At 33.0% G+C, this 16,772-nt stretch carries 10 protein-coding genes; 5 read left to right on the top strand and 5 right to left on the bottom strand.

All coding sequences use genetic code 11. The annotated features are described in order from the left end of the window. Positions 1–33 precede the first annotated feature (33 nt). The 3 genes from LS81_RS06750 to LS81_RS06740 form a co-directional block, all read right to left on the bottom strand. The gene (locus LS81_RS06750; RefSeq protein WP_034345442.1) at positions 34–969 is read right to left on the bottom strand and encodes a D-2-hydroxyacid dehydrogenase; all 936 of its coding nucleotides are present in this window, start codon (positions 967–969) and stop codon (positions 34–36) included. A gap of 279 nt (positions 970–1,248) precedes the next feature. Beyond that, a complete protein-coding gene (gene hisS / locus LS81_RS06745; protein ID WP_034347049.1) occupies positions 1,249–2,565 on the bottom strand; it encodes a histidine--tRNA ligase in 1,317 nt (438 codons plus the stop codon). A gap of 832 nt (positions 2,566–3,397) precedes the next feature. Then, entirely contained in the window at positions 3,398–4,867 is a 1,470-nt protein-coding gene (locus LS81_RS06740) for a coiled-coil domain-containing protein (RefSeq protein ID WP_034345439.1), read from the bottom strand. Between the two features lie 148 nt (positions 4,868–5,015). On the opposite strand from LS81_RS06740, the gene LS81_RS12525 reads away from it, so the two are divergent. Further along, positions 5,016–9,506, top strand: a complete 4,491-nt coding sequence (locus LS81_RS12525; protein ID WP_419664290.1) for a DNA translocase FtsK — start codon at positions 5,016–5,018, stop codon at positions 9,504–9,506. Between the two features lie 535 nt (positions 9,507–10,041). Here LS81_RS12525 and LS81_RS06730 read toward each other — a convergent pair. Beyond that, entirely contained in the window at positions 10,042–11,334 is a 1,293-nt protein-coding gene (locus tag LS81_RS06730; RefSeq protein WP_034345437.1) for a M16 family metallopeptidase, read from the bottom strand. A 321-nt stretch (positions 11,335–11,655) separates the two neighbouring features. Beyond that, a complete protein-coding gene (locus tag LS81_RS06725; RefSeq protein WP_034345435.1) occupies positions 11,656–12,192 on the bottom strand; it encodes a 50S ribosomal protein L25/general stress protein Ctc in 537 nt (178 codons plus the stop codon). Between the two features lie 255 nt (positions 12,193–12,447). Between LS81_RS06725 and LS81_RS06720 the strand changes: the two genes are divergently transcribed. The 4 genes from LS81_RS06720 (at position 12,448) to flhB (ending at position 16,712) form a co-directional block, all read left to right on the top strand. Beyond that, positions 12,448–13,188 (top strand): HugZ family heme oxygenase, encoded by a 741-nt coding sequence (locus LS81_RS06720; protein ID WP_034345432.1) that lies wholly within the window; start codon positions 12,448–12,450, stop codon positions 13,186–13,188. 115 nt (positions 13,189–13,303) lie between these two features. Beyond that, positions 13,304–13,987: an acylneuraminate cytidylyltransferase family protein gene (locus LS81_RS06715; protein ID WP_034345429.1), complete on the top strand. Its 684-nt coding sequence runs from the start codon at positions 13,304–13,306 to the stop codon at positions 13,985–13,987. A gap of 676 nt (positions 13,988–14,663) precedes the next feature. Next, a complete protein-coding gene (locus tag LS81_RS06710) occupies positions 14,664–15,491 on the top strand; it encodes a hypothetical protein (protein ID WP_034345426.1) in 828 nt (275 codons plus the stop codon). A gap of 96 nt (positions 15,492–15,587) precedes the next feature. Then, on the top strand, positions 15,588–16,712 hold the full coding sequence (gene flhB, locus LS81_RS06705) for a flagellar biosynthesis protein FlhB (protein ID WP_034345423.1): 1,125 nt from the start codon (positions 15,588–15,590) through the stop codon (positions 16,710–16,712). The last annotated feature ends 60 nt before the right edge of the window (positions 16,713–16,772 follow it).

Genomic DNA, 16,772 nt, shown 5'->3' with positions numbered 1-16,772 from the left:
TTGTATGCTTATATAAAACATGCTAAATCAGCATTAAGCAGTCACATTCAGAAACTGCTTGATATTCTCTGCCACCATCTGCAACAATCGTTCCTTTGTATCTTTATATGCCCATGCAATATGTGGTGTAATAAGGACTTTATGCATAATGTTAGAATCAAGTAAGGGATGATTTGGCTGCATTGGCTCATATTCCAACACATCTGCACCAAATAGAAAATCTTGGGTTTGTAAGGCTTGTGCTAGATCTCTTTCATTAACAATACCACCCCGACCAAGATTAAGTAGAATTGCTCCTTTCTTTAACATCTGTAATTGTTCTTTTGCAATGAGATTCCGTGTTGTATCATTAAGTGGAGCATGAATGGACAAAATATCACTTGTCTTTAAAATTTCATCTAAACTCTTATGTGGTATGTCATTTTGCGTATTATTCCCACTTGTAGAATGATAACTCACCTGTGCGCCAAAAGCCTTTGCAAGACTACATACCTGTTTACCAATACTGCCATAACCTATAATACCCCATTGCTTACCATAAATATCTTGCAGATCATAAGCAAGGTGGCAAAAAATTTCACTTTTGCACCATTGTCCTTGTTGCACATATTGTGAATAATAAGATAAACGACCAAGCAGACTTAATGCCAACATAAGTGTATGTTGTGCAACCGAATGTGTAGAATAACCAGCTACATTTTTTACTATTATATTGTGTGCTTTAGCATACTCCATATCAATATTATTTGTACCTGTTGCACTTATACAAATGAGCTTTAACTTCGGCAAAGAAGATAAAATCGCAGAATCAAGCACAACCTTATTTGTAATAATAATATCTGCGTCCTTTGCACGTTCTAAAACCTGTGCAGAATTTGTTGTCGGATACGATTTAAAATCACCAAATTGTGTAAAAATCTTCTCATCAAAATCACCAAGTGTCATCGAATCAAGTAAAACGAGTTGCATGTTCTTCCTTTCCATTTTTATATATTCCTCTAAAGTTATGACAAAACCTTCTCAATATGACTATATCAGCCTTTAACAACCAAAAACCAACAAGGTCCTATAATTCTATCATTATTTTACATAAAAGCTTATTGCAAAACTATGTAAAAATCCATAATCCAATTCTTTTGCATATTTCAATAAAAAATATAAGCTTTCTCTGATGTCGTTTGTATAGTTTCTAGAGAATATATCCTTTATTTTCTCATTTTCTTTTTAAACCCTACCCAAAAAATACCATTAAGAATTTCTTATAATCTGTAATGCATGTAAAAAGCTGACTTTCTCAATTTGTATACCAGAAGTCATATTCTTAACAGAAAGTGTTTTTGTTTGAAATTCCTCATCACCAATGATAATCCCAAACTCATGTCCTTTCGCATTTGCATAGCCCAGTGATTTTTTAATCTTTACTGCATCTGGATATACTTCAGCCTTTACATTGCTATGTCTTAAAGCCTCTGCAATCTTATGTGCAAAAGCAAAGTAAGCATCATTTGTTACAATCAATAATGCTCTTACCGCAGTCCCATGCAATTCTAAGATTCCAAGCTCCATGAGTGCAGCAATTAGTCTGTCAAGACCAATACTTGCACCAACGCCGCTTAATCGCTCTTTACTAAAACTCTGTGTCAAATTATCATAACGTCCACCACTACAAACACTCCCAATACTTTTTAATCTATTGAGTGTTGTTTCATAAACAATACCTGTATAATAGCCAAGCCCTCGAGCAATAGAAAAATTAATACGACAACTCGATATATCAAGCTCCAAATCATCAAGAATATTAAACATAGATTCCAAATCCTGTAGCCCTTTACGTAAAGCATCATTATAATCTTTAAGATAAGCAATCTCTTTAAAGAATTCGCTATAATGTGAAGTCTGCTTAATCATAACAAGCTTACAAATCTCTTGTGCTTTTTCTGCTGTAATTTGCAATTCCTTTTGCAACTCTTTTTGCACTTCATCTAATCCAATCTTATCAAGCTTATCTATGATACGCAAGCCTGATTCAATATTCTCATGCAAACCAAAGTGTGCAAAAATTCCATTCAAAATATCACGATGATTAACCCAAATGGTAAATTCCTGTAAGCCGAGCGCACTTAATGAACTATAAATAACTTGTAAAATTTCAGCATCACAGCTTAGGGAATCACTGCCAATAAAATCAAAATCACACTGCGTAAATTCTCTATATCGCCCCTTTTGTGCACGTTCTCCACGGAATACATTTCCAATCACATAGCGTTTAAAAGGCATGATAAGCTCATGGCGATGTTGCGTAATAAAACGTGCCAAAGGCACAGTTTGATCGAAACGCAAAGCAACATCCCTATCTCCATGATCTCTAAAGCGATACAACTCCTTTTGAATCTCCTCGCTTCCTTGTTTCACCAAGATATCAGCATATTCTAAATGAGGCGTTTCAATAGGCATGAAGCCATAGCTTAAAAACACTTCACTTACTTTTTCTAAAATACTTGCCTTTGCATAAGCCTCTTGAGGCAACCTATCCCTAAATCCACTTAGAGTTCTTGGTTGTATCAATGTATTATTCATTTGTTCTCCATTTTTACAAAACTCATTAGTTTATTTTTTGCTACAAATCCCTAAATAGCCTTCATTGTATATGTATCTCTTAAGTATGAGTCTAGTTTAATAAATAACATAATATCTACAACACATACTTAAGCATCATTGTTTCGTAAGTAATCTTTACGATTTAACTAGAACACGTAGATTTGCATTGTAGCAATAAAAAGTGTATTTCTAAATAACATGCAAATAAGAGACGCATTGCTTCTAACCACCAAATCATAATATTGATATACCACGACATAATATTATGGCAACTTATGATTTAAAGCAAAAAATCTAACTAGATTTTTATATCTTGGCTCATTAGTTTATATTTGCAAAATAGAAATATTCATTCTACTTTGATATTGGGCTATAAAATTAGTTTGTATAGCTATGAAGATTTAGACTTCAACCATCTTATACAGATTACAAGATTCTGAAATTGAAGTTCTTAGAACCCAAATTCCTAGTATTTTTAAAAAGCAAATAAAAAATATCCCATGTAAATATCTAATGCATAATTACAACAATAAAAATGTTATTTTAGAATCTAAAACCTTGTATTTAAGCCTTTAACGTGGAGACAACAAGTAATCATGAAACATATACTATGCTTGAATAACTATTACAAATACTAGGTATATCACAAAAATCTTACTTTATTTATTAAATGCTTAAAAAATATTCAAAGATAAAATTTGGAGAACAATATTTACTTGATATTTCTTATTACGCATGTTTAAAATACCAAAAATATAATGCTTTATGGTGAGTTAAATCTCTACCAAATGAGGTTTACTTATTCTTTCATGGAGGCAATTTGCTCTTTTGTGATAAGTGAGATATTGGCTTCTTTGTTATATTTAGATTCTTTGGTGTCAGTTAAAATACGCTGTAAAGCAGACTTATCCAATCCTGTCGTATCAATATAGATACCCTCAAATTTCTCTTTATTCACAGCAACAAAAAATTGTGAATCCTTTTTGGCAATCACAACATTATTGTTTTTACTTTGACTCATAATGTCAATTTTTACATTAACTTCCACTTTTGGCTGATTTGTGAGGATAAGAAACTTTTTGACATAATTTCTTTGATGATTTGTATAGTATTTATACATTGCCTGCTCATTAGCCGCTGTAATCTTACCTTTATCAAGCTTCTTAATAGTTTGACCTAAAAATGTCATCATACAATAAGGTTCATTAATATCATGCTTAAAAAAAACATTGCGTATGGAAACTGACTTCATGCCAAGCTCCCATATCTGATTATCAAGCTGTGTAGCAGTAACATTTAATGCTTCTTCTGTTTTTTCTCGCAGCATACTAACAGTCTTTCTAAAAACAGCTTCAAAAATTTTTAAATTCTTCTGTGCAAAGTTCTTACATAGCCCTTCGAGATTCTCATATGCTTTTGTGAGTGTTTTTGTCTCTTCATGCGCTTTATCAGAATTAGCTCTCATTCTAGCGATTTTTTCCTTGATCTCATTTTCATCGCCTTTTTTTGCCTCAAGTCTCTTGTGGAGTATTTTAAGATCATGTGCAGTTGTGCGGATTTTATTTTGAAGTTGCATAATGCGTTCTTTAATGCCATTTGCAGCACGTACTGCCCCTTTATAGTTAAACTGATATTCAAGAAAAGCCTCTTCAAATATTCTTTCTGGATTAAGCTCGTTTTTTGTAAAAAAATTATGCGAATATTCTAGTGTGCCAAGTCTTGAGTGGTATTCTGCAAACATATCAATATTGAGCTTTCTATCTGAAAAAATAAGGTGATCTAACGCTTTATTTAAAAACCTTTTACTAATTGAAAAATTGATAAGTGGTGTCAATGTTGATAGATCAAGCTCTTTTAGAAACTCAACACTTCTAAGTTCTGCACTAAAAAATTCTTTAATACAATCTTGCACACTGCGATTGATTTCAATTTCTGTTAATTTCAAATAATTTGTTTGTGCAAAAATCTTTTGCACTTCTTTTGCACGCAACTCTGATTCTTTATTTTGGAGTTCTTCATCAGTATTACTTTTCCAAAAGTCTATTTCTCTAATAAGTGCATCTGGTGGAAATGATTGATATTTTGAAGCACGTGCATCTGTTACTTGGATTCCCCCATCATTTGTTCTAAACTCCACGTACATACCAACAGCTGGGCGATTTCTACCATCATGCCAACTTTCTTTTTTTAGCTCAAAGATCTTTTTTGAAGCATTCATAATAACACCTGAACCCGTCGTAGCAGTGTAGCGCGTTATTTTTCCATGCATCACAACTCCTTATCAATCAAAATCGTAAATCAATCAAGACAAAAAATTGCTATAATTTTAACAGAAAAATTATATTTTGCAACAAGGATTCATCATAAAAAAAATTTATATATTTGTCTTTATTAGCTGTTGTATATTGTATTTATGGTTGGCAACTATCTTTGGTTATACCTCACCTGATGTGGCATTAAGTGGTGTCGCATTGTCAAATAATTTCTTCAAGATCGGGGGCTTTGGTAATAGTTTTGCAAACTTCAATCGCGGTATGTTTGGGTATCTTGCATACATATATTTACCACTGCTTTTATTGCCCATTTACAGATTCCATGATGACACAAGCTATTCTTTTCGAAAGATTCAGTTAAGCTTTGCATATTTACTGCTCTTTATAGGGTTATTGCTCTTGCAATCACTGGTATTCCATAGTGGGCAATTTGGTAATTATTTGCAGGAGATGCTTATACCTTATATCGGTTCATTTGGCGTTGCAATTGTGGCATTTATTTGTATCAGTATGGCATTATTACGTATTGCCGAACGCACTGCAACTTTTATTGTGGGCTATCTTGGAGGGAGCTTACAGATAGCTTGGTGTGCCTTGAAGAATACCACAAAAACAATATTTCATCAACTAAAGTCTAAATACGCTGATTTAAGCTTAGATCAGGCACAAAGAGAAAATAAAAAGATAGTCAATCAAGAGCTGAGCGAGAAAGTTACAACAACAAAGAGCAAATACGTAGATTATGAACCATTGCTTGAGAGAGCACTTGATGAATATCCACGCCAAAAAAACAATGATGTCTTTCAAAATACAGACACGCAAAACCAAAATTTGATGCATAATCAAGAAAGAAATCCTGGTGACACACATATTAAAACAGAAGCAAAAAAGCCACACAATCATAAAGAAAGCTTCCACATCCAAGTCAAACCTAGCAACAATATGAGCACGACACAAACGCTTTCATATCAACAATATGATGATGGCAATATTTCATCCATCACACATACGCCACGTACGCAAATGCGAAATAATGATGAAGAACTTTTGAGGAGATTCCAAAAAACAAATTTCTATCCAAAACAAAATCAACGACAAACATTTCATGCAGATGAGCCAATGACGTTTAGACTCAAAGAAGAAAGAAGTGATGCAAATCCTCTTGAAAGTTTTGCAAAAACACAGCAACCAAAGATGCTAGCGACAATGGATGATTGGCAAACCATAGACATGCCGCCACGAGAGGTAAAGACAACAAATCTCATCAAACAAAAAACACAAGATTCTATATCAATACACACCAAAACAGCAGAATCTTTTACAATAAAAGACGGGACTACAATAAAAAACGATTTAACACCAACCACACAAAGTTCTTTAGACACTTATGCAAAAAGTCATACAACTGAAACGCAACACAAAACAGCTGCACAAGATTTACCTACTATACGCATAAAAGAGCCCCAAAGACAAAGTAATGCTCACATGGTAAACACATCGCAACAAGAAGCAGTTTTAGATACAAATCACCTGGAACAAAAAAAAACGATAAAAATCACACTTAATGATGTGCAACAGGCAGAACCAACACCAACACAAGCAAGTTATAAAACACTCGACATGAGCTTTACGCAAAAAAAATCTGCTAACAGCATTAAGCATTCTCCAATTAATACAACACATAATACTATTGCAACAAAGACAGAGGTAAACCCATTAGCCAAATCGTATGAAACAAGCTCAATATCTATGGAAAAAAATAGTGCACCGGTTCATACAGATATGTATGAACAAGAATCTAATCTAGATTCCATACAAGCACAAGTCTTGCATCCATATGTTCCAAACATACATAATCTGGATACACAGGATTTACAGCCAAGTAATTTGCAAGAAAACCCATTAATACCACCATTAGAATCTATAGCCAATCATAACGATCACACAGAAACTACCACCACAATAATCCCATCATTACCAGACTATGAGAAGATAGATACACAGCTAGAGAGCTTAGATGCAGATACAACAAAACAAGATCTTGAGAGCACACAGAATTCTATTGTAGAAGATTTTATTGCACAGGATTTGGATATATATAATTCCATCGCAGAAACTCCTGCACATTCTTCAGAATCTATAGACTCTATTAAATCTATTGCTACTTCACAAGAGGATGATATAAAAGAAATTTTTATTGAGCCAATTACACAAGATTATCCACAAACCAATCATATACAAACTTATCAAAACGATGATAGTCAAATAACCCCTACCTCTATGGGATCTTATATATCAGATGTTGATCACATAGATTCTGCACAAGTAACACCTAATCAATATGACAATGCAATGGATTCCACAGCAATACAACCATATCAAACAGATTCTCATGTTTTCCAATATATAGATATGCCAGATTTTGAGATAAAAGAGATTACACAAGATGATTCAACACCTGATACAATAACATCCAGCATTACACACAAGCCACAGGAAATTATCAATCTACACATAGAATCTATGCCTAATCAAAGTGTCTCAACTAACATTACAGAATCTAATATCCACAACGCTACAGATAACACTCAAGACTCACAAAGAGCTACATCAAATAATCCCTACCGCACAAACCAATTGGACAATAATAATGACGATTCTATACAGCAAAATTTCCAAAACGCTGCAGAAAACCAGCACACAACATTGCCAACACAACAAAATATCATAATAAATACATATGATCAAATGCCACAGCACATAGCAACACACATGCACTTCCCACATTCCATAAACCCAGCAAGTACACACTACTTTACAGGCATACAAGCACACTCCTTGCAGTCACAACCCCTAATTTATATGTTTGACAATACAGCACATACAAAAGAAAATGCAACAGCATTACACAATATAGAATCTAGCATTGTGGAGCCTAATAACACAAAATCAGAATCAAGCATAACGCAATCACCCATAACAATAAAACAATCCAACAATCTACACACAGATCACACATTTACACATAAAGACACAATCACTCATGCACAACAAAAAGATTCTATGTTACACAGAGAATCTCAAATGACACATAATGAGGCAGTCCTCTCAACGCAATATATAGAACCTAATAGTCATGAAGATAGAGAAGACATGATTATAAGACAAATTGCACAAAAAAAAGAAGAAGCAAGACAGAATGATATGCTCATTGTAAATCATGATACAAATCTCTCAAAGCCAACACAAACCGCAGATATGCCACCTTTTATATTGCCACCTTTAAAACTATTGCAAGAGCCAGTAGAGCAAGATAGCATACAAGATGTTGAACTTGATTCAAAAATAGAAAAAATGTTGCAAATCTTTAATGCACATAAAATTCGTGGTGATATTATTGACACCCTGACAGGACCAGTCGTAACAACTTTTGAGTTTCGCCCAGAAACACATGTAAAAGTCTCAAAAATTCTAAGTCACAAAAACGACTTAGCAAGGATTCTTAAAGCAAAAAGCATTAGAATCCAAGCACCAATACCAGGCAAAGACGTCATAGGTATCCAAATCCCAAATAGCAAAGTAGAAACAATTTATTTACGAGAAATCTTGCATTCTCCTGCCTTCTTAGATTCAAAAGATCCACTTACTATTGCATTGGGTAAGGATATAAGTGGTATGCCAATTGTTGCAAATCTTGCAAAGTTGCCTCATTTGCTTGTTGCAGGGACAACAGGGAGTGGAAAATCAGTAGGAGTTAATGCTATTATCCTTTCGCTTTTATATCGCAATGATCCAGATAATTTAAAACTTATGATGATTGATCCAAAACAAGTAGAATTTGCACCCTATGAGGATTTACCACACCTGATTACACCTATTATCAATGCTCCAAATAAAGCTATCAAAGCTTTACAAGTAGCAACGATCGAAATGGATAAACGCTATGAGTTATTTTCACAAATCAAAGTAAAAAATATTGCTTCATATAATGAAAAAGTGGGCGTAAAGATGCCAAATTTTGTCATTATTATTGATGAACTTGCGGATTTAATGATTACAGGCGGTAAGGAAGCGGAGGCCTTTATTGCACGGATTGCACAAATGGGAAGAGCTGCTGGGATGCACTTAATTATTGCAACACAAAGAAGCAGCGTAAATGTTATCACAGGGCACATTAAAGCAAACTTGCCCTCACGTATTAGCTATCGCGTTGGCAGCCGCATTGATTCAAAGGTTATTCTGGACGAAATGGGTGCAGAAGACTTACTTGGTAATGGCGATGGACTTTTTACAACTACAAATGGACTCATGCGTATTCACGCTCCATGGGTAAGTGAACAAGAAGTAGAGCATATTGTTGATTTTATCAAAGCACAAAGAGAACCGCAATATGATGAGAGCTTTCTTAGTGAAACAAAGCCAGGTGCAAACATGGGTGATAAATTTAGCGGTGATGGTAGTCTGCTGGATAGAGCAAAAGAAGTTATGCTGCAAGATAATAAAACTTCAATTAGTTATCTACAAAGAAAGCTTGGTATTGGCTATAATAAATCTGCATCACTTGTAGAAGCACTAGAAAAAGAAGGTTTTCTCTCTGCACCAAATAGCAAAGGTGAGCGAAATATCCTAATCTAATCTACTTAGAGGCATTCAAGAAAGATTGAACTCACCAAAAGATTTTACAATACACCTTATTTGATTCATTAATCTATCATGTTTTTTTTGATATAGATTCTATGTTGCAATGTGTAAAGATATGGCCTCTTGCAAATTATTAACACATCCATTTGCAATCTATACCAATAAATATGATACATATTTGGAATATGATAAAAAATGACATAACACACATAACATATAAAGCAAGTAAAGACATATTTTAATCTTGTAATTTGCTAGTGCTTTATTCTGCATTACTGCACTGCTCTTCAATGTATTAAGACTTATATAATCAAGATACCCCTATGTTCAAATTTTATAACAAAACCAAGTAAAAGAGTGTGGTAAAAGTAGATAAGAACTTAATATGTTATATTAAAACTAATAACAATCAAGAAATTAGTTACCAAAACAAACAAAGCCTTAAAATATTATGTAAATCACTTTTGATCATCAAGATTTTTACATACTTGGAGCTTCATATAATACTACATATAAAATAAGAACTTCTTTATTTTGTGATTACTGCAAAACTTAGATCAGCAATCTCTGCATGTGCACGGATAAAATCGTTTAATGTCTGCAAATCAAGTGAAGCAACTTTTTGCAAAAATTCATCTCGATAGTCTAATGGCAAACCATTATAATAATTCATAAACCTTGCATTTAACCTCTGTCCCAAAGTCTCTTCTTGCAATGGTTTATTGCCAAGTATAAATTGCTTTGCAGAATCTAGCTCTTCTTGTGTAACTCCTTTTTCAACAAAATCTTTTACAATTTGTTTCGTTAGTGCAATAGCCTCATCTTGCTTATCTAATGCAGTTTGCATATAACCTGCAACATAAGTGCTAGTACGTGCAATATTTGGACGCATATAAGCTGAGTATGCAAGCCCTCTTTTGACTCGTATTTCCTCCATTAAACGACTACCAAAGCCAGAACTTCCTAATATAAATCCAGCAACTTGAGCCTTATAAGCATCATCTTTTATGCTTTGCAAATTTAGGGGACTTGCAAAATAGATATAAGCTTGTTGTGTGTCTTTTTTTGCCGTTTTCATTGCAATGGTTTTAACTTTATATTGTGGTATCACTACCTTTTTTCCTTGTGGTAAAAGCGAAAATATCTTTTCAAGTTTCGTAAGACTTGTTTTTATATCTAAATCTCCACCAATAACAAGCACCATATTTTCAAGCACAAGCGTTGTATCAAGATAATTTTTAACATCATTTAGTGTTACTGAATCTATCTCTTGTGTTGTATTACCAAGTGCTGGATAAGCTAATGGTGTCTTTGCAAAGATGCCTTTTTGAAGCAATAATGTCGCCTGATAATCAAAATCACTGCTTTTACTCATAAGGGCTGCGTGTAACTTCTTTTGTACATCTTGCAATGTGCTTTTTGTTAGGTTCGGATCTTTTATAAGATTTTCTAATTGCGTATAAGCAAAATCTTCATATTCTTTTAAGAAATTGAGTGTGAAAGTTAAAGTTGCCTGTCCCACGCCAACATCTAAATCAAGCGCCTTGCTCTCAAGAAGTTCTGCAAACTTCACATTACCAAGCGTTTTTGTCCCACGATTTAACATTTCACTAGCTATTTTTGCTAAAGGTTTTTTTGGTGGATTAAACATATTTCCACCACCCATGAAAATTACTTCTAAATGTCCAGTTGGAATAACACTTGATTGCTCACTAATAACAGGTATTTTAATATTATTGATTGTGAGATAAGAAAGTGTATTTGCTTGCATCGTTTGCACTCCTAAAATAAGAAAAAATAACATTACAATGTTTTTAACCATATTAAACCTTGCATACTAAATCTTGTTTGAAAAATGCCAAAGATTATACACAAACTTTGTTAAACCAGAAATGTATCACCATGATACTATGTATTGAATACTGCTAATTAGCTGATTCTAAACAAGTGTTGATAAACATAATATATCAAATCTTAATTAAATCTAATTGCATTTCTATTATAGCGACGCGATAAAGCAGCTTGATTCAACACTAACCCTATAAAATACACTGTAATATAAAAATATAAATTGTAGATAGTAAAGAAGTAAAAAGCCTTGCAACTCTGCAAGGCAAAATCTATTAATTATTAACTAGCTTTCTTACTTAGCCTTAATAACACCAACAATAGCAACTGATGGTTTCTCGATCACACTAACACCTGCAATCTCTGGTAAATCGCGGACAAGAATAGCATGTCCAACATCAAGATTGCTTACATCAAGCGTGTAATCATTTGGCAACACAGCGGCATCGCATTTCACAGCAACTCTTTTACGTGAAAACACAAGTACACCCTTATTCTTCAAACCAATAGGGGAGCCTTTAACCTTTACTGGCACTTTATACTTTGCTACACAACCTTTTGTTGCAAACATCATGTCAACATGTAAAATATCACTAGTTACTGGATCTTTTTGATATTCTTGCACCACAACATCATACACATTTCCATCAATTTTAACAGGAAAAATAAGTGTTTGTTTTGCACGCATATATTTAATAAAATCATTGCGTTTAAACGCACAATGTATATTCTCCTTACCTTTGCCATAAATATTAGCAACTAGATAACCATCTCGCTTTAACGCCTTAGCGTTTGTTTTGCCAATACTATCTCTAAGTTTGCCTTCTAACATAAAATGTCCTTTTTTAATAATTTAAAAAGGTCGTATTATAGCATTTAAACACAAACTTGTAAAGTATGACCTATAAATTCTGTTTAGTCCTAATATTATATTTATACAGCAGCAGAAACGCTCAAAATCAATACTATGCGACACAACATTGTATTATACATTTATAAAAATAAAAATATTTATCATATTTATTATTCTTGCTTATTGTTATTGTATCATTACGGAATATAATTTGTATTTTGTAAGGAGATTTACATGAGTATAGCAAGTATTATAGAACATATGAATAATCATCATTCAGCTGAATTACTGGGGTTAGTAAAGCTTTATGGTGGCTTTGAGGCAAAAGTAGCTACGTTGAAAGATGTTAATGAGAATGGTATGAAAATACAAGCAGATGGACAAGAAGTATTTGCACCCTTTCCTGCAAAAACAGAAGAAAAAGATTATAAAGATGCAATTATCAAACTCTGCATGGCAATTAGCAAAAGTAATACTCAAATTGCTGATGAAATAGAATCTTTTAAGGAGGAATTTAATACAATTTTGCTTGTTTCATTATCAAAAGACAACAAGCCACATATTAGCTATTCGCCATTATTGCGGTATGATGGAGAATACTATTTGTACATAAGTGAGGTTGCACCGCATTGCCAAAACCTACGTGCTAATCCTGATGCAACACAGGTGATGTTTATAGAAGATGAAAATAAAACAAAGAATATTTTAGCAAGAAAGCGTTTAACTTATGATGTAAGTGTAACCTTTATGCCTAGAGATGATTTATTCGATAAAGTTTATGATAGCTTTGAGTCACGTGTAGGAAAGGGTGGTGGTGTTACTCAAATCCGTGCTATGCAAGATTTCCACTTAGTAAAACTTTGCTTTAATGCAGGTCGCTTTGTAAAAGGTTTTGGTCAAGCATATCATATTGATTCTAAAGGCAAGATAGAACATATTGGTGGTGGTGGAAATATGCCACATAAACATAAATAGTAAAATTCTTTGGGCTAGATTATTATGCTACAATATAATCTTAATATGTAATATATAAAAATTTTGGCTAACCAAAACATCAGGATATATTGAGAAATCTATATAAAGGACTTATATGAATCTAGCCTTAATCCCAGCAAGGGCTGGCTCTAAAAGCATTATAAATAAAAATCTTGCAATGCTTGGTGACAAACCTCTTCTTTACTACACAATAGAATCTGCAAAAAAAGCACAATGTATTGATAAGATTGTAGTAAGTAGCGATGGCGACTCTATACTTGAGTATGCTCTATCGCAAAATGTCGAAATCCTAAATCGTCCAAAAGAAATCGCACAAGATTCTACAACAAGCAACGAAGTAGTATTACATGCAATAAAATATTACAAAGCATTTGACACTATTATATTATTACAGCCCACCTCACCCTTGAGAGATTTTAATGATATTGACGCTGCATATAAGACTTTCAAAGAAAGAAATGCAAATGCACTCATTAGTGTCACACAAACAGATAATAAAATATTAAAAGCCTTTATTGCAAATAAAGATGATAGTTTGCAAGGCATTCACAACAATGATTATCCATTCATGCCACGTCAAAGTTTGCCACAAACCTACCAAAGTAATGGAGCAATTTATATTGTGAAAAGCAACTTATTTGCACAAAATCCTAGTTTTCTGCCATCAAATACGCATTACTATCTCATGAGCGAGGAACATAGCATTGATATTGATACGTGGGCAGATTTAGAATATGCAAATACAATATTACGACTAAAGTATCAAAATAGGATATAGGCTTATATAACACACTTGATTAGGTTCTAGATAATATTAATAGCGATATTTTACACATAAACCTTTATCAATAATAATCAACAACAAGATGAGCAAAAGCAATATAAGCGGTATTTTAGACTTAAGTCATTATGCACATATAAATATAAATTTTATATGTTCTTTTTCATAAAATATCCAAAAGATTCCATAAAGATAGGAATCTTTTGGATATTTTATTTAATAATTTTTGTATATGGTTTGTAAGCGGTATTAAACCACTTTAAGTAATATCTGCAAACTAAAATCCTGCAAATACTACTTAAATTAGCGTACATATTAATACTAATATCTTTCCAATAATTTCTAAAAATTATTAAGAATACTTCAAGTATATATACAACCAAACCCTTACAATTATGGTTTAAATGATATTTATAAGAATAACTCATGACATACCTTGATGAATAATGATTATATTGAAAATATATTTAAACATCTATTGAGCAAAGATCTATTTATATCACTCATTACAGCTTGGCTATACAGATTATACAAAAGGCATTTTCACAATAATGCAAAACTTCACACAGCAGTCTAATCATATACATTAAATCATAACATTTCCAATATTAATCAACTAACACATATTATGGTATGATAACTTTCAAGTCTCACTAAAACAAAGGATATAGCCATGCTTTTTCGATACCTATTAGGTGCAATACTATTCTCCCACATTGCTTTTGCATATAAATGTTACGAAAGCTATTGTTCTCATTTTGGTGCTGGTATCGGAGCGGCCTATGCCAACTTTCAAGCAAGCAATATGCCAAACTTCAGTAGTACTGGCGGCTATCTTTCCCTACATACTAACTACTATTCAAAATGGTTAGCTTTTAATTATAGCCTACAAACTGGTTTGTTAAATGTGGTGCAACATGGACATATACAAGGCCTAAGTAATGTAAATCCACCAAGCAGTGTAGGTGGCTTTGTGCTCATGGATATTAATGCTGGACTTAATCTTGGCTCTTTAAAAACACCTATTTTATTAACATTGTCTCTACCTATTAATATGTATAACCTCGGTTGGAATATAAAGCAGAGATTACTAACTGAATCTATCTTTATGGGTTTTAATCTCTACTCTAGCACAAAACTAACAAATCGCTTTATACTTGCTTATCAGTTTGGATATGGTTACAACATATGGGGTCGCTATCGCATAGATTCTTATGGAAATATTGCAGCAATGCAAGGAGGACATCGCTTTTTATTGGATCTTAGCCTACTTTATAAAAGAAAAGATGCAGAATCTATTTTTTACAAGAAGCAAAAGGCAGACTTCTATGTATCATTAAAAGCTATATATTACATACTAGAGCCCTCAAAAACCATACATATAAACAACACCCCTGTATATTACAATGCAAGTAATAATCTCATGCTTAATTTAGAATTTGGCATAGGCTTTGGGATATCACCTTCTGCTTTTAGCAAAACATTGTCACACTCGCCTTAAATCTTGTCTCTCAATAATTAATACTAGAATCTAAAATTTGCTATAATAGTTCTTTAAGTTTATACACAATAACATCCAACAATACTAGGATACATAATGGCAGAAGAAGAAAAAACCCACGCCCCATCCCAACGCAAAATACAAAAAGCAAGAGAAGAGGGTAGTATCGCAAAGAGTTCTGATTTAGTTGGACTTGCAGGTTTAGTTGTTGGATTAGCATTACTTTTTATCATCTTTCCATTTTGGGTAAAACTTTTTAAAGGCTTATATGTTGAATGCACAAAGCTTTTTTTGGTGGATTTTAATACACATATGATCTTTGCTATTACACTCACAATATTGAAAGTTGCCGCATTATGTGCTATGCCCTTTTTTCTTGCTCTTATGGTTGCTGGTATTATTGGCAATGTTGCACAATTTGGATTTTTACTAAGCTTTAAGATCATTAAGCCAAAAATTGATAAAATAAATCCAATTAAGGGTGCAAAAAATCTTTTCTCACTGAAAAAACTACTTGATGGATTCATAATTACATTAAAGGTGTTTATTGCATTTGCAGTAGGTTTTTTCATCTTTATTGGATTTTTAGATGAGGTAGCAAATATTTCTATGAGTCCCTTAAAAGAGCAGCTCACATGGTTCTATCAAAAAGCACTTATTCTCATTGGTGCATTGCTTTTTTTATTTTTAGTTATGGGAATCTTAGATTTTCTCATTAAAAGATATCAATATATTAAGAGTTTACGTATGAGTAAACAAGAATTAAAAGATGAGTTTAAACAACAAGAAGGAAATCAAGAAGTAAAAGCAAAAATCCGTCAAATTATGATGAAAAATGCTATGAATAAAATGATGAGTGCAATTCCTAGTGCCAATGTGGTAGTTACAAATCCCACACATTATGCAGTGGCTTTACGTTTTAATAGCGAAACAGAATCTGCACCTGTCGTGGTAGCAAAAGGCATAGATCATCTTGCAGTAAGAATCAAAGGTATTGCACGGGAGCATGAGATTTTAATCATTGAAAATCCGCCCTTAGCAAGAGAACTCTATAGACTTGTTGATGTGGATAGGATGATTCCTGGAGAAATGTTTGAAGCAGTTGTAGAGCTATTCCAGCAAGTAGCCAAATTAGAAGCAGAGAGAGGAAGAGTCCCAGACTTTATGAAACGTGCAGAAGATAAAAAACAAAAAGTAATAAAAAGGCAAAGTGATATATAGAATCTAATCTTTTGTTTTTATATACGATTATAGATTCTATCCCAAAAATATAACCGATAA

It is taken from the genome of Helicobacter trogontum (assembly GCF_000765905.2).
In the GTDB taxonomy this organism is placed as follows: Bacteria; Campylobacterota; Campylobacteria; order Campylobacterales; family Helicobacteraceae; genus Helicobacter_A; species Helicobacter_A trogontum.
This window is presented reverse-complemented; position numbering and strand designations above follow the sequence as displayed.